Here is a 17,817-nt window from a genome sequence, read left to right on the forward strand (position 1 = left end):
TCCGGCCCCGGGCCTCCGAGCCCCGCCGCCCCCGGCGTGGCGCCGGGCCCCGGCCGACCCGAAATACCCCTGGGAGTAGCACCCCGCTTGCCTGTCCGCCATATCCGCGTTACCGGCGATTCAACGTCGCTTGCGAGCATCGCTGAATGCAGCCCGCTGTGCCGACCGTCCCGAACCCGAGGCTCCATCTCGCGCCGCCGCCACCTCCTGACGCGCCTGGAACCCCCGGAACGCGGAAGAATAAGGCCATGAACCAGCAGCCCAGCGCTCAGGCACAGGTCCAGCCCGAGATGCCCACCACGCAGGCCCCGGGCCCCTCGGCCCAGCCTTCCGTGGGCTCCATCGCCGCGCACCGCCCGAACGCGGTCCGGGGCACGGTGCCCGGCCTGGAGCCCGATCTCGACGCCGATCCGGATGCGTACGAGGACGAGGGCGTGGTGGGCGCGGACGGCGAGGAGCTGCCCAGCGGCCGGTTCCTGGACCGCGAGCGGAGCTGGCTGGCCTTCAACGAGCGGGTGCTGGAACTGGCCGAGGACCCGGCCACCCCGCTCCTCGAACGGGCTAACTTCCTGGCGATTTTCGCCAGCAACCTGGACGAGTTCTTCATGGTCCGGGTCGCGGGTCTGAAGCGGCGGATAGCCACCGGCGTCGCCACCCGCTCCGCGTCCGGGCTCCAGCCCCGTGAGGTGCTGGACCTGATCTGGACCCGCTCGCGCGAACTCATGGCCCGGCATGCCGCCTGCTTCCAGCAGGACATCGCCCCCGAGCTCGCTGACCAGGGCATTCATCTGATCCGCTGGCCCGAGCTGACCGAGAAGGAGCAGGCCCGCCTGTTCACCCTCTTCCGCCAGCAGATCTTCCCGGTGCTCACGCCCCTGGCGGTGGACCCCGCGCACCCCTTCCCGTACATCTCCGGCCTCTCGCTGAATCTGGCCGTCGTCGTACGCAACCCGGTCAGCGGCCACGACCACTTCGCGCGGGTCAAGGTGCCGCCGCTGCTCTCCCGCTTCCTGGAGGCCTCCCCGCAGCGCTACGTCCCCATCGAGGACGTCATCGCCGCCCACCTGGAGGAGCTGTTCCCGGGCATGGAGGTGCGCGCGCACCACATGTTCCGGGTGACCCGTAACGAGGACCTGGAGGTCGAGGAGGACGACGCGGAGAACCTCCTCCAGGCGCTGGAGAAGGAGCTGATGCGGCGGCGCTTCGGACCGCCGGTCCGTCTGGAGGTCGAGGAGTCCATCGACCCGGCCGTGCTCGACCTGCTCGTCCAGGAACTGAAGATCTCCGACGCCGAGGTCTATCCGCTGCCCGGCCCGCTGGACCTGACCGGCCTCTTCGGGATAGGCGCCCTGGACCGGCCCGAGCTGAAGTACCCCAAGTTCGTGGCCGGCACCCACCGTGACCTCGCCGAGGTGGAGTCGGCGTCCGCGCCGGACATCTTCGCCGCCCTGCGCGCCCGCGACGTTCTGCTGCACCACCCCTACGACTCCTTCTCCACCTCCGTCCAGGCGTTCCTGGAGCAGGCCGCCGCCGACCCGGATGTGCTCGCGATCAAGCAGACGCTCTACCGCACCTCCGGTGACTCACCGATCGTGGACGCCCTGATAGATGCCGCGGAATCCGGCAAGCAGGTGCTCGTCCTCGTCGAGATCAAGGCCCGCTTCGACGAGCAGGCCAACATCAAGTGGGCGCGGAAGCTGGAGGAGGCCGGCTGCCATGTCGTCTACGGCCTGGTCGGCCTCAAGACGCACTGCAAGCTCTCGCTCGTGGTCCGCCAGGAAGGCGAGATGCTGCGCCGCTACTCCCATGTGGGGACCGGCAATTACCACCCCAAGACGGCCCGGCTCTACGAGGATCTCGGGCTGCTGACCGCCGACCCCCAGGTCGGCGCCGACCTCTCCGATCTCTTCAACCGGCTCTCCGGCTACTCCCGCCGCGAGACCTACCGCCGCCTCCTGGTCGCCCCCAAGTCCCTGCGGGACGGCCTGGTCCAGCGGATCAACAAGGAGATCGAGAACCAGCGCGCGGGCCGTGACGCCTACGTCCGTATCAAGGTCAACTCGATGGTCGACGAGGCCGTCATCGACGCGCTCTACCGCGCCTCCCAGGCCGGGGTGCCGATCGACATCTGGGTGCGCGGCATCTGCGCGCTCCGGCCGGGCGTCACCGGCCTGAGCGAGACCATCCGGGTCCGCAGCATCCTCGGCCGCTTCCTCGAACACTCCCGGATCTTCGTCTTCGGCAACGGCGGGGAGCCCGAGGTATGGCTGGGCAGCGCCGACATGATGCACCGGAATCTGGACCGCCGGATCGAGGCGCTGGTGCGGGTCGCCGACCCGGCGCACCGCGCCTCCCTCAACCGGCTGCTGGAGCGGGGGACGTCGGATGCCACCTCGTCCTGGCACCTGGGCCCGGACGGGGACTGGAACCGGCAGGCGGTGGACGCGGACGGCGCGCCGCTGCGCAACGTACAGGAAATGCTCATTGACGCCCGGAGGCGCCGGCGTGGCCCAGCGACATGACCAGCCGAGCGGAGGACCGGCGGGTCTCCTCGGATTCGGATACGAGCCCGGCCGGGCGCCCGGAGCCCGTGCCGCGGTGGTGGACGGGCCGTACGGGGGGAACGACGGCATGTACGGGCAGGATGACACCGGGTACGGGCCCGTGACGGCCGCCCGCACCGGCGACGACGACGGCGGAGACCGCGGAACCGGCCCCGACATCGGTGCCGGCCTCGCCTCCCATACGGCCGACGAGGTGCTCGCCGAGTACCTGCACCAGCAGTCCGCGGACTTCCTGCGCAGTCTGCGGCTGCACCGGGAGAGCGGTTCGGACGCCGAGGGCGCCGGTGAGGCCGCCCGGCAGCTGCGCCGCGCCGCCCGCCGGATCAGCGCCACCCTGCACACCTTCCGGCCGCTGACCGAAGAGGACTGGGCCGACCAGCTCCGCTCCGAACTGGGCTGGCTGTCCGGCACCCTGGCCCGCGAACAGACCTGCGCGGCCCGCCGCGAACGGCTGATGACGGCCCTCCAGCGACTCACTGGCCGGGGCCCCGAGCGCAGCGACCGGACCGGCCGGGGAGAACGGGGCAAACGCCCCGACCGCACCCCCACGGGCCAGCCCCCCTCCTCCCCCTCCTCCCCTTCCGTCCCTTCCTCCGACCCGGACCCCGACGGCGCGCTGTCGGCCGGTGCGGCGCGCGCCGGGGCGCTGCTGGACCGCCAGCTCACCCTCGCCCGCACCCGCGCCCACTCCGCCGCGCTCCAGGCCCTGGGCTCCTCCCGCTTCCATGCCGTCGCCGACTCCGTGGCGGTGCTCGCCTCCGAGGTGCCACTGGCCCCCGAGACCGCCGAGCTGCCGGCCGGCGAGGCGCTCCCGCCGCTCGTCGAGCAGGCGCACCGGCGGCTCGCGGAGGCGGTCGCCGCCCTGCCGCTGTCCCGCGCGGGCTACCCGTACAACGCCGCGGCCCTCGCCGCCGACCAGCGCCAGGACGCGCCCTGGCACCAGGTCCGGATGCTGGTGCGGCTGAGCCGCTACGCCCGGGAGGTGATCGCGCCGGAGACCAGCGACCTCCGGCTCGCGGAGGCCGGCCGGGCCCTGGAGTGGCACCGGGACGCCGCGGAGGCCGCCGCCGCAGCCGCCGCCGCGGCCCGCACCCCCCGCATCGCCCCGGCCACCGCCTACGCCCTGGGCGTGCTGCACGCCGACCAGCGCCACGAGGTGGAGGCGGCCCGCTTCGCCTTCGGCCGCGTCTGGCTGCCCCGGGCACCGGACCGCAAAGGCTGAGGAGGCGACGCGGGACATGAACGCGCGGACGGGGCGCGGCCGGGCTGAGAAGGTGGCCCCATGACCGCACGGAAAGGGGTGCCGAGGTGACGTCTTTTCAGAATCCGGTACGGGCCGCGGGCTGCGTCCTGTGGCGCCGCGCCCCGACCGAGGACGGGCTGGAGATCGCCCTCGTCCACCGCCCCAAGTACGACGACTGGTCCCACCCCAAAGGCAAGCTGAAGCGCGGCGAGAACGCCCTGGCCGGCGCGGTGCGCGAGGTGGCCGAGGAAACCGGCATGGACTGCCGCCCCGGCGCCCCCCTGCCCACCTCCTACTACATGGCCAACGGCCGTCCCAAACAGGTCCGTTACTGGGCCGCCGAGGCCCTCGCCGGCGCCTTCACCCCCAACACCGAGGTAGACCGCCTGGAGTGGCTCTCCCCAGCGGACGCCCGCCTCCGCCTCACCCAGGAACGCGACCGCCCCCTGGTGGACGCGCTGCTGGCGGCACTCCATCTGGCGTGACGCCTGAGCCCCCTGCCTGCGTTCCCTGGAAGCCGCTCGCACACACCGATCCCGGCTGCCTCGGATGTGCGAGGCAGCCGGGATCAGTCAACCGGCGGAGCTACGGACCTGCTTCGAACCCGCGACTCGCGCCGGGCTGACTACACTCCACCCGGCTTGGTGGACGTGCACTCAGGTGCTGTGGAGTCTGCGCTGCACTTCACCATGACGCTGTGGACATTGTCGACGCCCTCCACCGGCAGGGTGACGGTCATGTGGTGCGTCCACGTCGACCCCACATCGTTGGTGAATGTCCAGTCGCCGGTGGTCGTCTTGAGCGCCAGGGCTCGCGCCAGCCACGCGGTCTGGCCGGGCGGAACATCGACCGTGTAATTGGTGCCCGAGGTCTCAGTGCTGGTCTGAGTCTTGGTCAAGGTGTGCTGGTATCCGATCTGGACGTCGGATTTCAGTGGGCTCAGATCCTCGCCATCCCATTTGCCCGGTCCGAGCGTGAGATTGACGCCGATGGTGTCTGTTTCGGTGACGGTGTCCATTGTGGACGATGACCAGCTGAAGGCGCAGCTCAAATTGCCCTCGGTGCTGGAGTTCTTGCAGACGGGGGAGGAGGGATCCTTGTCACTCGATGTGGAAACGAGCGAGTAGGGCCCGACAAAGGCGGGCTGGGAGTCGTCGGTGATGGTGTACGAACTCGCCGTGATGACGCCGGATCCATTGTTGCGCTGGATCAGCGCGTACTGCGTCGCCAGATCATCGAGGGTCGGGCCGGTTGCGCCCTCACCGGGGGCCGCGGTCACAGTCCACTGCACAGTGTGGTCCTGCCCGCTGTTGCCCGAATCTGGGGTGCAGCCACGGGAATTTATCTGGAGGGAGTGACCGCCGTCGTAGGCGGGGGCGTACTGGTCCCAATGCGAGCTGATGCAATCGTCGTTGTCGACGCGCCGAATCAGGTAGGTGTTGGCCTCGTCGTTGACCGGTTGGGCATAGAACAGCTGCTTCTGGTTGGTGGCATCACAGGTGGCGTCCATGGTGATGTAGCCATTTTCGTCGACTTCGACGCAGCCGCTCTTGCTGGGGATGTTGTTGCCGATTTGGAAGCTGCCGTCGTTGTTGGGGTTGGGCTTGAAGCTCCACTGATCGCTTGGCGCCGTGTCCGGGTTGTCCGCGTCGACGATCCGCAGGACGAGGTCATTGCTGTCCGATGAGTCGCCATTCAGCAGATCAACGGTGCCATTCGGGTCCGCGACCCTCCCGAGACCCACCCCAGTATCGTGCTGCACGCGGGTGATGGTCAGGCATCCGGTGTTGGAACTCTTGTCACACGAGGGATCCTCTGCATGAGCCGGCGTGGTAGCGAGCAGCGACAGTGGTACGGCGAGTGCCCCCGCAAGGAACGCCGACATTCTTCGCTTCGCACTTCGCGGGGCTTGTGGAGGGGGCATGAGCCATGTTCCTTTCGTCTCTTCTTCGCGTTTCCAGCGCTGCGACCACCCGACGCTGAGGCGACGGCACAACGGACGGTGATGCATCCGGTGATTCGGGCTGCTGCTTATTGCGCACCCCAGCGCCGTAACCGGGACTTGGCCGGACACCGGTTCACCCCGTGCGCCCAGGCCACCGCGGCATCATCAACGTAGGTGCGGGCAGCCGGATGCACATCCACCATCTAATGGATTCGGCCCTCGATTTCGGGTGCCGGATGATGTTTGTTCAGCGCAGGTCCAGGCCGGGTTCCTTGCGCAGCACGGTCGCCGGTTCGTGCGTGACGAAAACGCAGTGACTTGCGTAGTGGGAGCCCTCGCCGGCGGGTATCCCTCATCCGAAGTCGCTGTCAGCGAGCCGCTGTGCCCGCGTCCGAATGATCCTCAGTCCCGCAGGGTCCGCAGCGGGCCATACGCGCGCACCACGCCGCAACAGGTAAACGCCCTGGTGGATATCGGTGACGATCGTCCGGCGGCCGCCATCCTCCACCTCGTCACCGACCTCGGGCCGGCCATTCATCGCCATGCCGCTTCCTGCGCGGCCTTCCGCTTGGCAATCGCCTGACCCAGCTGGATGGCGTACAGCTCCACCTGTCCCGGGTCCATGACGAGCAGGGACGCTTCCGTAGCACCGTCGCGGTGGTGGACGGTCACCGACAGCGCGGCCTGCTGGGCGCGGGCGTCGTAGGCGATGTCCCGCTGATCGATCGTGATGTGTGAGATCACGAGGTCTCCTCATCGGTCGGCAGCCCGATCCGCCCAACCTCTTGGCGGCAGGCGCGAACAGAGCTGTCAAGCATCCGACGGAAGGAGCCTCCCGACGGCTGGTATTCACTCAACTCCCCGACGGCTCACCGGGTAAGGGAGCAGAGTGGAGGGACGGTTGAACGGGTTGAACGCTCGGGGGTTCACGAGATGGCATCACGCTCACGAACGCCGAACCTCGCACTCGCTGGTCTCATGCGGGCAGGTGGGATCGGAAACGCGCAGCTCGCGCGGGCGGTGAACCTGGCCGCCGCCGAACTCGGCGTGACGACGCACTACGACAAATCATCGGTGTCCCACTGGCTGAAGGGGTCCGTGCCGAAGGAGGAGGCGCGCGACGCTGTCGCCGAGGCGCTCTCCCGGCTGCTGAAGCGCCCCGTCACGCGGGCCGAAGCCGGCCTCGGTGAGAGCGCCGACCCGGGAGAACCAGCCGACATCGCGGCGGGAGTGATGGATTTGGGCAGGGCCGATATGGACCCCTCACGGCGGGCGGTGCTCGGCGCCGGGCTGTACTCGGCTGCGCTGGTCGTGCCGGGATTTGACGCCGTCGCGGGGAGGGGCGACGCGGCGACCGCCGGGCGTACGGTGCGGATCGGCGTAGGCGATATCGAGACCGTCCGGAAGATGACGGAGAACATCGCGGACATCCTCGATGACCTCGGCGGAGCGCACGCCCGGCCGATGGCCGCAGCCTTCCTCGTCAATACCGTCGGCCCCTATCTGAAGGCCGGTGGCACGGAAGAGGCCCGGAAGGCGATGCGGTCGGCCGCCGCCGACCTGGTCTATCTCACGGGCTGGATGGCCATGTACGAACGGGAACACCGCGTCGGGCAGCGGTACTTCGTCAAGGCCCTCAAACTCGCCGGCGCCGCCGAGGACCACCTCACCTACTGCCGGACCCTGCGGGGCATGGCGTTGCAGGCATCCCACCTCGGCCACGGCGCGAAGGCCCTTGAACTCGCCGACTCCGCCGCAGAAGCCGCCCCCGTCGCGGGCCCGCGCCTGACCGCGTTCCTCCGGGGACAACAGGCACACGGCGCCGCGATGGTGAAGGACCGACGCCAGGCGTTCACCCGGCTGCGGGAGGCCGAAGCGGCCCTGTCACGGGCTGACGGCCGTAACGACCACATCGGCGGTTACGACCGTGCCGCCTACGAGTTCCACGTGGCGCACGTGCTGTGGGAGCTGGGCGACCGCCCGGAATCGGTCCGGGCGCTGCGCCGCTCGAACCGTGTCCGGCCGGCGCAGGAACGCCAGGGCCGCCTGCACACCAACGGACTTCTCGCCCGACGCCTCCTCGCCATGCGCCACGTGGAAGAGTCCTGCGAGGCATGGGGCCGCTTCATGGACGACTACGCGGGGACCTCCGGCGCTCGCGGGGACGAGCATTTCGCCACCCTGCGGGAGGGGCTGCGCCCGTATCGCCGCTTTGCTGCCGTGCGTCAACTGTCCGACCAGGCACGGGAAGTGGGGCGGCTCAAGGCAGCGTAGTGCGCGTAGGACGGGACTCCGCTGACGCCGCATGCGGACCACGGATCGCCTCGTCCATGAGGACATAGAGCAGCCCGACGAGCGAACCGCTACTGACGACCTCCCGACGGTCGATCATTCCGCGGACCCGTGCCAAGGGAACCCACTCGATACGGTCGGACTCGTTCTTCTCCGTGGGCGGGCCGATGTGCGTCGCGCCGTCTGCCCGGAATACGTAGTGCTGGGAATCCGTGATGCCGTTCGCCGGTTCGGCATAGATCAACGGCTTCATCGGGCCGGGACGCCAGCCGGTCTCTTCCTCCACCTCCCGAGCCGCAGCCTCCTCCGGTGTTTCGCCATATGCCTTGACCAGCCTCGATGTTCAGGACGGTCTCGGCTGGCCGCTGTGGCTCGCCCGCCATGCCCGTGTCCGGCCCCCGCAGTGAAGAGACCGGCTCCCCCCCCCCGCAGCCTCCCCCTCACCGCCTCCGCAGCGAAGCGTCCGCGATGGCCGGCGGCAGGTAGTAGCTGTCGGCCCGGTTGAGGTCGGTGCCGGGCGGGACGATGGCGTCGATCCGGTCGAGGATGGCCGCGTCGAGCGTCACCCCGGACCCGTCCAGCATGCTGTCGAGCTGGTCGAGGGTGCGGGGGCCGATGATCACGGACGTCACGGCGGGGTGCGAACGGATGAAGGCGGTCGCCAGGTGGGGGAGGGACAGGCCGGCCTCCGCCGCGACCTTCGACAGGGCGGTGACCGCCTCGGCCTTGCGGGCGTTCCCGGGGATCGAGAGGTCGAACTTCTGGCTCTCCATTCCGGCCCGGGAACTGGCCGAGAGGTCGCGGCCGGACAGCCAGCCGGCGCTGAGCGGGCCCCACGTCAGCACGCCCATGCCGTAGCGCTGTGCGGTCGGCAGCACCGCGTTCTCCACCCCGCGGGCCAGCATCGAGTACGGCGGCTGCTCGGTGCGGAAGCGGAGGTGGCCGCGGCGCTCGGCGGTCCACTGGGCCTCGACGATCTGCTCGGCGGGGAAGGTCGAGGAGCCGATGGCCCGCACCTTCCCGGCGCGGACGAGATCGGAGAGCGCGGCGAGCGTCTCGTCGATATCGGTCGTCGGGTCGGGGCGGTGCATCTGGTAGAGGTCGATGTAGTCGGTGCCCAGACGGCGCAGGCTGTCCTCCACCGCGCGCATGATCCAGCGCCGGGAGCTGCCGCCGTGGTTGGCGTCCGGGCCCATGGAGCTGACGGCCTTCGTGGCCAGGACGACGTCCTCGCGGCGGCCCTTGAGCGCCTTGCCGACGATCTCCTCGGACTCGCCGGCGGCGTACACGTCCGCGGTGTCCACGAAGTTGATCCCGGCGTCCAGCGAGCGGTGCACGATCCGTACGCAGTCGTCGTGATCGGTGTTGCCCCAGCCGCCGAGCATCATCGCGCCGAGCGCGTACTCGCTGACCGAGATGCCGGTGCCGCCGAGGATCCTGCGCTGCATGAGGTGCTCCTTCTGCGAGTCTTCGAGCCGCGAGTTTGCGAGGTCTTAGGGGTCGTCCCGAACGGCGTCTCCGGGGCGTGCCGGAGCGCGTTCCGGGGCGCGCCCCGGGGACCTCCGCTCCGGGGCGCCCCCGAGACGTACGGGCACCACCTTGCTGCCCGTACGGGGAGCGGACCAGGCCCGTCGCATCCTGGGACGGGGGGAACCACCCAACCGGCCGTGCGTCGCATACTGGACCGATGCTGTACGCGGAAATCGAGATCAGCTCGTTCCTCAAGGCGCGCCGCGCGGCGCTCGACCCGGCCGACCTGGGCCTGCCCGGTGGCGTGAACCGGCGCCGGGTGCGCGGGCTGCGGCGCGAGGAGGTCGCCCAGCTCGCCGGCATCAGCGTCGACTACTACACCCGGATCGAGCAGGGCCGGGCCCCCGCCATCTCCGACTCCGTCCTGGACGCCATCGCGCGGGCGCTGCGGCTGACCGACGGCGAGATCACCTACCTGCGCAATATCGCCGTACCCCGGCGCCCCGGTGCGGACTGCTGCGCCGCCGGCCCCGCGCCCCGGCGGACCGTACGCCCCGAGATCCAGCAGGTCCTGGACGCGATGGCGGACACCGTCCCGGCCATCGTGGTCGGCCGCGGGCTGGACATCCTGGCCTGGAACACGCTGGGCGGCCGGATCGCCTTCGACCTGGAGGGGCTCGCCCCGGACCGGCGCAACACCGCGCTGCTGGTCTTCCTCGACCCGGCGGCGCGTGACCTGCACCCGGACTGGGAGGCGAAGGCCGAGGAGGTGGTCGGCAATCTGCGCGCCGACAGCGGCCGGCACCCCGACGACCCGCGGATCTGCGAGGTGGTCAATGAACTCCTCGCCCACAGCCCGGACTTCCGGCGGATCTGGGAGACGCAGTCGGTGCACGAGTGTCTGCGCGGCACCAAGCGGATTCTGCATCCCCAGGTGGGCGAGCTCGTCGTCACCTTCGAGAGCTTCCGGCTGGGCAACGACCCGGACCAGGCGCTGGTGACGTACACGGCGCCGCACGGCTCGGAGACGGAGCGGCGCATCCGGGAGCTGGGGCGGGCCCTGGCGGAGCCGGCGCTGATCGCGTAGGGGCGGGGCCCGGGTCATCCCCTGGGGGCCGGCGCTGACCTGTGTAGGGCCGGGGCTGCCCTGCTCACCCCTTAGGGGCCAGCGCCTCCCAGCGCACGGTGACCTCGCCCTGGCGGCGGCGCCGCGGGTCGCCGGTCAGCGGCCAGTCCGTGGCCAGCGCCGCCACGGCCGCCCGCCAGCGCTGGCGGGCGCCCAGCGCGCCGAGCGGGGCGGCGGTGGCCCAGGCGCGGTCGAAGTCCCGTAGGAAGGCATGGACCGGCTCGCCCGGCACATTGCGGTGGATTAGCGCCTTCGGGAGACGTTCGGCCAGTTCAGAGGGGGTTTGGAGGGCGCTGAGGCGGGCCGCGAAGGTGACCGTGCGGGGCCCCTCGGGGCCCAGCGCCACCCAGACGTGCCGTCGCCCGATCTCGTCGCAGGTGCCCTCGACCAGCAGCCCGCCGGGCGCCAGCCGTGCGCACAGCCGCCGCCACACGGCCGCCACCTCGGCCTCGTCGTACTGCCGCAGCACATTCGCGGCCCGGATGAGGACCGGCGCCCGCGTCCGCTGACCCGGCAGCGGCACCTCGAAGCCACCGTGGAGGAAGTCCAGCCCGGGCCGCTCGTAGGTCCGCGCGGCCGCGACCCGCGCCGGGTCGATCTCGATGCCGACGACCCGGGCGTCCGGCCGGACGGTCCGCAGCCGGCCCAGCAGCTCCACCGCGGTCCAGGGCGCGGCGCCGTAGCCGAGGTCGACCGCGACGGGGTCGGCGGCGCGGCGCAGCACGGCGCCGTGTTCCGCGGCGATCCAGCGGTCCATGCGGCGCAGCCGGTTGGGGTTGGTGGTCCCGCGGGTGGCGGTGCCGACGGGGCGGGAGGGTGCGGCCGCCGGGGCGGCGGCGGGGACGGAGGGGCGGCGGGCCATGGCATCGAGAGTATGGGGTGGCCGCGGGTGCGCCGCCCGCCGAGGTCCCCCGCCGGGGCCGGCCAAGGTCCTGCCGGGGCCGGCCGAGGTCCCGCCGGGCCCCGCCGAGCCCCCGCCGAGCATCCACCGGGCCCCACCTGGCCGCGCCCTCCCGGCCCCTCCCGCCCCGTTCCCGGCCACTCTCCCAGAGAACCCGCCCGCCCCCGCTCGGTCACGCTTTGGCAAAGTACGCGGAGTGCGTGCCGAACGGAAATGGATGGCCGCGGTCGGTTGTTGGACGGGGTCGGAGGCGCGCCGCCGCCTCGCCTAGGAGGTAGCTCGACGTGAGCCAATACGTGTCCCGGCTCCGCAGTCGTCCCCATGGCCAGTTCCCGGGCCAGGCCCGGCTGCGGCTGCCCGGCAGCCCCCGCCGTCCGCGGCGGGTGGCGATGCTCAGCGTGCACACCTCCCCGCTGCATCAGCCCGGCACCGGCGACGCCGGCGGCATGAACGTCTACATCGTCGAGCTGGCCAGGAAGCTCGCCTCGATCAACATCGAGGTGGAGATCTTCACCCGCGCCACGACGGGTACCCTCCCGCCTGCCGTCGAGCTCGCCCCCGGCGTCCTCGTACGGCATGTGGACGCCGGCCCGTACGAGGGCCTGGCCAAGGAGGAGCTGCCCGCCCAGCTGTGCGCCTTCACCCATGGCGTGATGCAGGCGTGGGCCGGCCACCGCCCCGGCTACTACGACCTGGTGCACTCCCACTACTGGCTCTCCGGCCATGTCGGCTGGCTGGCCGGCGAGCGCTGGGGCGTCCCGCTGGTGCACGCCATGCACACCATGGCCAAGGTCAAGAACGCCGCGCTGGCCGTGGGTGACACCCCCGAGCCGGCCGCCCGGGTCATCGGCGAGACCCAGATCGTCCGGGCAGCGGACCGGCTGATAGCCAACACCGCCGAGGAGGCGGACGAGCTCGCCCGGCATTACGAGGCCGAGCCCGACAAGATCGCGGTGGTGCACCCCGGCGTCAACCTCGACCGCTTCCGGCCCACCGGCGGCGATGTCGCCGAGAGCCGGGCCGCCGCCCGCGCCCGCCTCGGCCTGCCTCAGGACGCGGTCATTCCGCTCTTCGCCGGCCGAATACAGCCGCTGAAGGCCCCCGACATCCTGCTGCGCGCGGCCGCCGCCCTGCTGGCGGGGGACCCCTCGCTGCGCTCCCGTCTGGTGGTGCCCGTGGTCGGCGGGCCCAGTGGCAGCGGTCTGGCCAAGCCCGAGGGCCTCCAGAAGCTGGCCGCCCGGCTCGGCATCGCGGATCTGGTGCAGTTCCGCCCGCCGGTCGGCCAGGAACAGCTCGCCGACTGGTACCGCGCCGCCTCCGTGCTGGTCATGCCCTCGTACAGCGAGTCGTTCGGACTGGTCGCCATCGAGGCCCAGGCCTGTGGCACCCCGGTCATCGCGGCCGCGGTCGGCGGGCTGCCGGTGGCGGTGCGCGACGGTGTCAGCGGCTTCCTCGTCGCCGGCCATGACCCGGCCGACTACGCCCGCGCGCTCGCCCGCTTCGTCGCGGACCCGGACCTGCCCACCCGGATGGGCACCGACGCGGCCCGGCACGCCCAGTCCTTCGGCTGGGACACCGCCGCCGCGGCGACCGGTGACGTCTACACCGCCGCCATGCAGGAGCACCGCCGTCACCTACGATCGCTCCATGGGTGACACGGGCGAGGACCACGGCGTGAGCAAGGCGACGGGGCAGGCCGGGCCGGCCGTGCCCCCGGGGGCGACCGCGCACGAGGTGATCGAGCAGACGCTGAACGACGCCGGTCTCGACTGGGAGTCCCCCTCCCACGGCACCTACGTCATCAAGCTCCCCGGGACCCGCAAGCTCTCCACGACCTGCTCGCTGATCGTCGGCCGGCACTCGCTCTCCATCAACGCCTTCGTCGTCCGCCGCCCCGACGAGAACCACGAGGCCGTGCACCGCTGGCTCCTCGAACGCAACACCCGCCTCTACGGCGTCGGTTACGCGATCGACAAGCTCGGCGACATCTACCTCGTGGGCAAGCTCCCGCTGGCCGCCGTCACCCCCGACGAACTCGACCGCATCCTCGGCACGGTCCTGGAGAACGCCGACGGCAGCTTCAACACCCTGCTGGAGATGGGCTTCGCCACGGCGATCCGCAAGGAGTACGCCTGGCGGGTGTCCCGCGGCGAGTCCACCCGCAACCTCGACGCCTTCGCGCATCTGACCCAGCGGCCCTCCGCGTAGCCGTTACGCCGAAGGGCCCGGCGCCCCCTCACGCCACCGGCTCGCCCGCCCCCACCGGCGCCCCAACCTCCCGCGCACGCCCGGAAGGCGGCACCGGCTCCGACGACACCGACTGCGACGACACCGGCTCCGCCGACTCCCGCGTGTCACCTACGGGCTGCCCCGCGGCCACCGCCCCCGTGCCCTCCACCGCCGGCAGGCCCCGGAGCAGCAGCCCGTAGCCCACCGCCGCCACCGTGCCCACGGCCGCGCAGCCGGCCCACAGGACATCCGCCCCGTACTGGTCGATCACCACGCCGCCGAGCAGAGGGGCCGCGAGGGAGGCGACCGACCAGGACAGGTTGTACATGCCCTGGTAGCGGCCGCGGCCGTGCAGCGGGGACAGCCGCACCACCAGCCCCATCTGGGTAGGGGAGTTGATGATCTCGCCGAGGGTCCAGACGGTGACGGCGACCGCGTACATGGCGACCGAGCCGGCCAGCGCGGTCAGCCCGAAGCCGTAGCCGGCGAGCAGGGCGGAGCCGATGAGCAGCAGGGCCGGGCTGCGGTGTTCGATGAAGCGCGTCACCGGGATCTGAAGCAGGACGACGAGCACGCCGTTGACCGCGATGACCATGCCGAACTGGGCGCTGGAGAAGCCGTCCTGACCCATCGACACGGGCATCGAGACATAGGCCTGCTGGAAGAGCAGCGCGAGCAGCAGGTTGAGGCCGACGACGGTCATGAACCGGCCGTCGCGCAGGACGGTCAGCATGGAGACCGGGGCGGGGGCCGGACCGGTGGCACCGTCGTCCGGGCCGCCCGGGGTGCTCGGGTCGGGGCGCGATTCCGGGAGCTTCCAGAAAACCACCAGCGCACAGGCCAGCACGAGCGTGGCCTCGCCCACGAAGAGGGCCAAGTAGCCGTGTTCGGCGATGAGTCCGGCGGCGGTGGAGGAGATGGCGAAGCCGAGGTTGATCGCCCAGTAGTTCAGGGAGAAGGCGCGGACGCGGTCCTCGGGGGCGACGATGTCCGCCATCATCGCCTGGACGGCGGGGCGGGAGGCGTTGCTCGCCATACCGACCAGGCCCGCCACCACCGCGATGGCGACCGGGTCCGTCATGAAGCCGAGCAGCAGGACGGACGCTGCCGTCGACAGCTGCGCGATCAGCATGGTGGGCCGCCGGCCGAGCCGGTCGGTCATCACCCCGGCACCCACGGACGAGATCACGCCGCCCAGCCCGTGCAGCGCCGCCACCAGTCCCGCGTACGAGGCCGAGTAGCCGCGCTCGACGGTCAGATAGAGGGCGAGGAAGGTGGCGACGAAGGCACCCAGCCGGTTGATCAAGGTGCTGGTCCACAGCCACCAGAACTGCCGGGGGAGGCCGGAGACGCTCTCCAGGGCGGCCCTTCGGAAACCGGACCGCCTGGTGGGGCCGGGTGTGGATGCGGACATGACATTTCCCCCGTCGAATGGTGAAGCGGTGCGTGGCAGGGATGCGGGCAGGTCCGGCCGCGTCGGGCGCCGTAAGGGCGGGCGGCGGGCACGGAAGAGGCGAGCGGTGTAAGTGGTGACTGCGGCATCCGCACCCTACTGAGCGCCCGGCCCGACCCGCCACTCAATTGACGGGAAGCGTCAAACGTCGCCGGGGATCCCAGCTCCTGGACCCGCGCAGGGCCTGGTCCGGCCGTCGATTACGCTCGACGCCATGGCCGACGCACCGTACAAGCTGATCCTCCTCCGCCACGGCGAGAGCGAGTGGAACGCGAAGAACCTGTTCACCGGCTGGGTGGACGTCAATCTCAACGAGAAGGGCGAGAAGGAGGCAGTCCGCGGCGGAGAGCTGCTCAAGGACGCCGGCCTGCTCCCCGACGTAGTGCACACCTCCCTCCAGAAGCGCGCCATCCGCACCGCGCAGCTGGCCCTGGAGTCCGCCGACCGGCACTGGATCCCGGTCCACCGCAGCTGGCGGCTGAACGAGCGCCACTACGGTGCGCTCCAGGGCAAGGACAAGGCGCAGACGCTGGCCGAGTTCGGCGAGGAGCAGTTCATGCTCTGGCGCCGCTCGTACGACACCCCGCCGCCCGCCCTGGAGGACGGCGCCGAGTTCTCCCAGTCGGACGACCCGCGCTACGCGTCGATCCCGCCGGAGCTGCGCCCGAAGACCGAGTGCCTCAAGGACGTCGTCGTCCGCATGCTGCCGTACTGGTACGACGGCATCGTCCCGGACCTCCTCGCCGGCCGCACGGTCCTGGTCGCCGCGCACGGCAACAGCCTGCGCGCGCTGGTCAAGCACCTCGACGGCATCTCCGACGAGAACATCGCCGGCCTGAACATCCCCACCGGCATCCCGCTCGCCTACGAGCTGGACGCCGACTTCCGCCCGGTCAAGCCCGGCGGCACCTACCTCGACCCGGAGGCCGCCAAGGCCGCCATCGAGGCAGTGAAGAACCAGGGCAAGAAGAAGTAGCCCACGCCAGCGCAGTCCGCACCGCGTGCGGAGCAAGGCCCCCGGCCTGCGGCGATGACGCCGTCGGCCGGGGGCCTTGGTGCTTCCTCCTCGTGCCGGGGCGGCATCCGGCTCCTGCTCCGGCGCCGCCCGGCGGGCAGCCGTAGCTGAGAGCAAGGGCAGCGTGCAGCATGGAAGAGGGGGTGTCGTCTGCAACCTGGAGGATGAGCCCGATGCCCAAGTTCATGGACATCCATCACGGTATGAAGGACCTCACGCGCGATGAGTTCCAAGCCGCGCATCAGGCCGATCTCGCCATCCAGAGCGAGGAGGGCGTGACCTTCGAGCACGCCTGGGCCGACACGGAGTCCGGCGATGTGTTCTGTCTGTCGGAGGCGCCGTCGGCGGGGGCCGTGCAGCGCATCCACGAGCGCGCCGGCCACAAGGCGGACGAGATCCATCCGCTGACGCTCACTGTGTGACCCGGCCTCGCGGCGGCCCGTAAGGGGAGCGCCGCGGCCGCGGGACACGGCGGCGGCCCCGACCGGAACCGACCGGTCGGGGCCGCCGTGGCGCTGTGCCGTCGAGGTCGCTAGCAGCCGCCGCCGCACTGGCACGGTCCGCCCGACTGGCAGCCGCAGCTACAGCCGGGGCCGCAGCCACAGGCGCCGAGCAGCGGGAGCCGCGGGCGGTCGACGGCCGTCGGGGCCTCGGCCGCGGGGCTGGGGGAGTCCGCCATGGGTGCCATGCATTGCCTCCTAGGGGTCACCTGCTGCCCATTGCAAGCCCGGGTGACGAGGCGCGTCAACGGCGCGTGGAAGCACACGTCAACGGCGCACGGTGGCTCATGGGGCGGACTCGCGCCCTCCGCCCGCCGGTGCCGTCAGGCCCCCTCCACCGCCGTCGGCGGGGCGATCTCGTCGGCGTGCTCACCGGTGACCAGGTAGACGACCCGCTTGGCGACGGACACCGCGTGGTCCGCGAAGCGCTCGTAGTAGCGGCCCAGCAGGGTCACATCCACGGCCGTCTCGATGCCGTGCTTCCAGCGGTCGTCCATCAGGTGCTGGAAGAGCGTGCGGTGCAGCATGTCCATCGCGTCGTCGTCCTGCTCCAGCTGGAGCGCGAGGTCGACGTCCTTGGTGATGATGACCTCGGCGGCCTTGGCCATCAGGCGCTGCGCCAGCTGCCCCATCTCCAGAATGGTGGCGTGCAGATCGCGCGGAACGGCCGACTCCGGGAAGCGCAGCCGGGCCAGCTTGGCCACATGCTGGGCCAGGTCGCCGGAGCGCTCCAGGTCGGCGCTCATCCGCAGCGAGGTGACGACGATCCGCAGGTCGGTGGCGACCGGCTGCTGCCGCGCGAGCAGGGCGATCGCACGGGCCTCCAGGTCGCGCTGGAGGTCATCGACCTTCTCGTCGCCGGCGATGACGTTCTCGGCCAGCTTGAGGTCCGCGTCGAGTATCGCCGTGGTGGCGCGCCCGATCGCGGAGCCGACGAGCCGGGCCATCTCGACCAGGCCCTCGCCGATCGAATCCAGCTCCTCGTGGTACGCGTCCCGCATCAGTGACCTTCTCTCGCTTCGATGTGGTGATGTGGCGTGGGGTGGGAGGTGGAACGGGGTGCAGGGTGACCTGTGCCC

Annotated in this window: 17 protein-coding genes and 1 pseudogene; 9 read left to right on the plus strand and 9 right to left on the minus strand. The window is 71.3% G+C overall.

The genetic code is table 11. The features are described 5' to 3' along the window. Positions 1–248: 248 nt before the first annotated feature. The 3 genes from AC3EUV_RS05290 (at position 249) to AC3EUV_RS05300 (ending at position 4,292) form a co-directional block, all read left to right on the plus strand. Entirely contained in the window at positions 249–2,522 is a 2,274-nt protein-coding gene (locus AC3EUV_RS05290) for an RNA degradosome polyphosphate kinase (protein ID WP_432146722.1), read from the plus strand. Next, complete coding sequence (locus AC3EUV_RS05295) at positions 2,485–3,786, plus strand: CHAD domain-containing protein (protein WP_435602285.1); 1,302 nt, start codon at positions 2,485–2,487, stop codon at positions 3,784–3,786. The genes AC3EUV_RS05290 and AC3EUV_RS05295 overlap by 38 nt, the downstream gene beginning before the upstream one ends. Positions 3,787–3,872: 86 nt before the next feature. Next, positions 3,873–4,292, plus strand: a complete 420-nt coding sequence (locus AC3EUV_RS05300) for an NUDIX hydrolase (protein ID WP_432146724.1) — start codon at positions 3,873–3,875, stop codon at positions 4,290–4,292. A gap of 140 nt (positions 4,293–4,432) precedes the next feature. On the opposite strand, the gene AC3EUV_RS05305 is transcribed toward AC3EUV_RS05300, so the two are convergent. The 3 genes from AC3EUV_RS05305 to AC3EUV_RS05315 all read right to left on the minus strand — a co-directional run bounded on the left by AC3EUV_RS05305 (position 4,433) and on the right by AC3EUV_RS05315 (position 6,496). After that, positions 4,433–5,569, minus strand: coding sequence for a hypothetical protein (locus AC3EUV_RS05305; protein ID WP_435602286.1), 1,137 nt, complete (start codon positions 5,567–5,569; stop codon positions 4,433–4,435). 535 nt (positions 5,570–6,104) lie between these two features. After that, positions 6,105–6,296 (minus strand): hypothetical protein, encoded by a 192-nt coding sequence (locus AC3EUV_RS05310; RefSeq protein ID WP_435602287.1) that lies wholly within the window; start codon positions 6,294–6,296, stop codon positions 6,105–6,107. Next, a complete protein-coding gene (locus AC3EUV_RS05315; RefSeq protein ID WP_432146727.1) occupies positions 6,287–6,496 on the minus strand; it encodes a hypothetical protein in 210 nt (69 codons plus the stop codon). Before AC3EUV_RS05315 ends, AC3EUV_RS05310 begins: the two co-directional genes overlap by 10 nt. A gap of 189 nt (positions 6,497–6,685) precedes the next feature. Here AC3EUV_RS05315 and AC3EUV_RS05320 point away from each other — a divergent pair, with 189 nt between their 5' ends. Next, the gene (locus AC3EUV_RS05320) at positions 6,686–8,026 is read left to right on the plus strand and encodes an NsdA family TPR-like regulatory protein (RefSeq protein ID WP_488187955.1); all 1,341 of its coding nucleotides are present in this window, start codon (positions 6,686–6,688) and stop codon (positions 8,024–8,026) included. Here the strand turns inward: AC3EUV_RS05320 and AC3EUV_RS05325 are convergent. Next, positions 8,013–8,363 (minus strand): annotated as a pseudogene (locus tag AC3EUV_RS05325) (NUDIX domain-containing protein); the annotation flags it as partial. The gene AC3EUV_RS05320 and the pseudogene AC3EUV_RS05325 sit on opposite strands and share 14 nt — an antisense overlap. Before the next feature lie 121 nt (positions 8,364–8,484). Beyond that, positions 8,485–9,492 carry an aldo/keto reductase gene (locus AC3EUV_RS05330; protein WP_432146732.1) on the minus strand — a complete coding sequence of 336 codons (1,008 nt, stop codon included), beginning with the start codon at positions 9,490–9,492 and terminating at the stop codon, positions 8,485–8,487. A gap of 239 nt (positions 9,493–9,731) precedes the next feature. On the opposite strand from AC3EUV_RS05330, the gene AC3EUV_RS05335 reads away from it, so the two are divergent. Next, a complete protein-coding gene (locus tag AC3EUV_RS05335; protein ID WP_432143626.1) occupies positions 9,732–10,601 on the plus strand; it encodes a helix-turn-helix transcriptional regulator in 870 nt (289 codons plus the stop codon). Between the two features lie 64 nt (positions 10,602–10,665). Here the strand turns inward: AC3EUV_RS05335 and AC3EUV_RS05340 are convergent, their stop codons facing one another. Continuing rightward, entirely contained in the window at positions 10,666–11,502 is an 837-nt protein-coding gene (locus tag AC3EUV_RS05340) for a class I SAM-dependent methyltransferase (RefSeq protein ID WP_432143625.1), read from the minus strand. A 323-nt stretch (positions 11,503–11,825) separates the two neighbouring features. Between AC3EUV_RS05340 and mshA the strand changes: the two genes are divergently transcribed. Both mshA and AC3EUV_RS05350 read left to right on the plus strand, forming a co-directional pair. Beyond that, a complete protein-coding gene (gene mshA / locus AC3EUV_RS05345) occupies positions 11,826–13,196 on the plus strand; it encodes a D-inositol-3-phosphate glycosyltransferase (RefSeq protein WP_432143624.1) in 1,371 nt (456 codons plus the stop codon). Then, on the plus strand, positions 13,189–13,749 hold the full coding sequence (locus tag AC3EUV_RS05350; RefSeq protein ID WP_432143623.1) for a type III secretion system chaperone family protein: 561 nt from the start codon (positions 13,189–13,191) through the stop codon (positions 13,747–13,749). Before mshA ends, AC3EUV_RS05350 begins: the two co-directional genes overlap by 8 nt. 28 nt (positions 13,750–13,777) lie before the next feature. On the opposite strand, the gene AC3EUV_RS05355 is transcribed toward AC3EUV_RS05350, so the two are convergent. Further along, positions 13,778–15,184 carry an MDR family MFS transporter gene (locus tag AC3EUV_RS05355; protein WP_435602289.1) on the minus strand — a complete coding sequence of 469 codons (1,407 nt, stop codon included), beginning with the start codon at positions 15,182–15,184 and terminating at the stop codon, positions 13,778–13,780. Positions 15,185–15,437: 253 nt separating this feature from the next. Here AC3EUV_RS05355 and AC3EUV_RS05360 point away from each other — a divergent pair, with 253 nt between their 5' ends. Continuing rightward, positions 15,438–16,199: a phosphoglyceromutase gene (locus tag AC3EUV_RS05360; RefSeq protein WP_042149646.1), complete on the plus strand. Its 762-nt coding sequence runs from the start codon at positions 15,438–15,440 to the stop codon at positions 16,197–16,199. Between the two features lie 212 nt (positions 16,200–16,411). Continuing rightward, positions 16,412–16,660 carry an SCO4226 family nickel-binding protein gene (locus AC3EUV_RS05365; RefSeq protein WP_432143621.1) on the plus strand — a complete coding sequence of 83 codons (249 nt, stop codon included), beginning with the start codon at positions 16,412–16,414 and terminating at the stop codon, positions 16,658–16,660. Positions 16,661–16,770: 110 nt separating this feature from the next. Here the strand turns inward: AC3EUV_RS05365 and AC3EUV_RS05370 are convergent, their stop codons facing one another. Both AC3EUV_RS05370 and phoU read right to left on the minus strand, forming a co-directional pair. After that, a complete protein-coding gene (locus AC3EUV_RS05370; RefSeq protein WP_432143637.1) occupies positions 16,771–16,926 on the minus strand; it encodes a hypothetical protein in 156 nt (51 codons plus the stop codon). A gap of 135 nt (positions 16,927–17,061) precedes the next feature. Continuing rightward, positions 17,062–17,739, minus strand: coding sequence for a phosphate signaling complex protein PhoU (phoU, locus tag AC3EUV_RS05375; RefSeq protein WP_432143620.1), 678 nt, complete (start codon positions 17,737–17,739; stop codon positions 17,062–17,064). Positions 17,740–17,817 lie beyond the last annotated feature (78 nt).

Source organism: Streptomyces sp. bgisy130 (assembly GCF_057708345.1).

Bases quoted from the DNA above. Each gene is read 5' to 3' on its own strand.
- AC3EUV_RS05310 (WP_435602287.1), bottom strand. From the start codon at position 6,296: ATGGCGATGAATGGCCGGCCCGAGGTCGGTGACGAGGTGGAGGATGGC.
- AC3EUV_RS05365 (WP_432143621.1), top strand. From the start codon at position 16,412: ATGCCCAAGTTCATGGACATCCATCACGGTATGAAGGACCTCACGCGC.
- AC3EUV_RS05360 (WP_042149646.1), top strand. From the start codon at position 15,438: ATGGCCGACGCACCGTACAAGCTGATCCTCCTCCGCCACGGCGAGAGC.
- AC3EUV_RS05355 (WP_435602289.1), bottom strand. From the start codon at position 15,184: ATGTCCGCATCCACACCCGGCCCCACCAGGCGGTCCGGTTTCCGAAGG.
- AC3EUV_RS05335 (WP_432143626.1), top strand. From the start codon at position 9,732: ATGCTGTACGCGGAAATCGAGATCAGCTCGTTCCTCAAGGCGCGCCGC.
- AC3EUV_RS05320 (WP_488187955.1), top strand. From the start codon at position 6,686: ATGGCATCACGCTCACGAACGCCGAACCTCGCACTCGCTGGTCTCATG.
- AC3EUV_RS05350 (WP_432143623.1), top strand. From the start codon at position 13,189: ATGGGTGACACGGGCGAGGACCACGGCGTGAGCAAGGCGACGGGGCAG.
- phoU (WP_432143620.1), bottom strand. From the start codon at position 17,739: ATGCGGGACGCGTACCACGAGGAGCTGGATTCGATCGGCGAGGGCCTG.
- AC3EUV_RS05340 (WP_432143625.1), bottom strand. From the start codon at position 11,502: ATGGCCCGCCGCCCCTCCGTCCCCGCCGCCGCCCCGGCGGCCGCACCC.
- AC3EUV_RS05290 (WP_432146722.1), top strand. From the start codon at position 249: ATGAACCAGCAGCCCAGCGCTCAGGCACAGGTCCAGCCCGAGATGCCC.
- AC3EUV_RS05370 (WP_432143637.1), bottom strand. From the start codon at position 16,926: ATGGCACCCATGGCGGACTCCCCCAGCCCCGCGGCCGAGGCCCCGACG.
- AC3EUV_RS05330 (WP_432146732.1), bottom strand. From the start codon at position 9,492: ATGCAGCGCAGGATCCTCGGCGGCACCGGCATCTCGGTCAGCGAGTAC.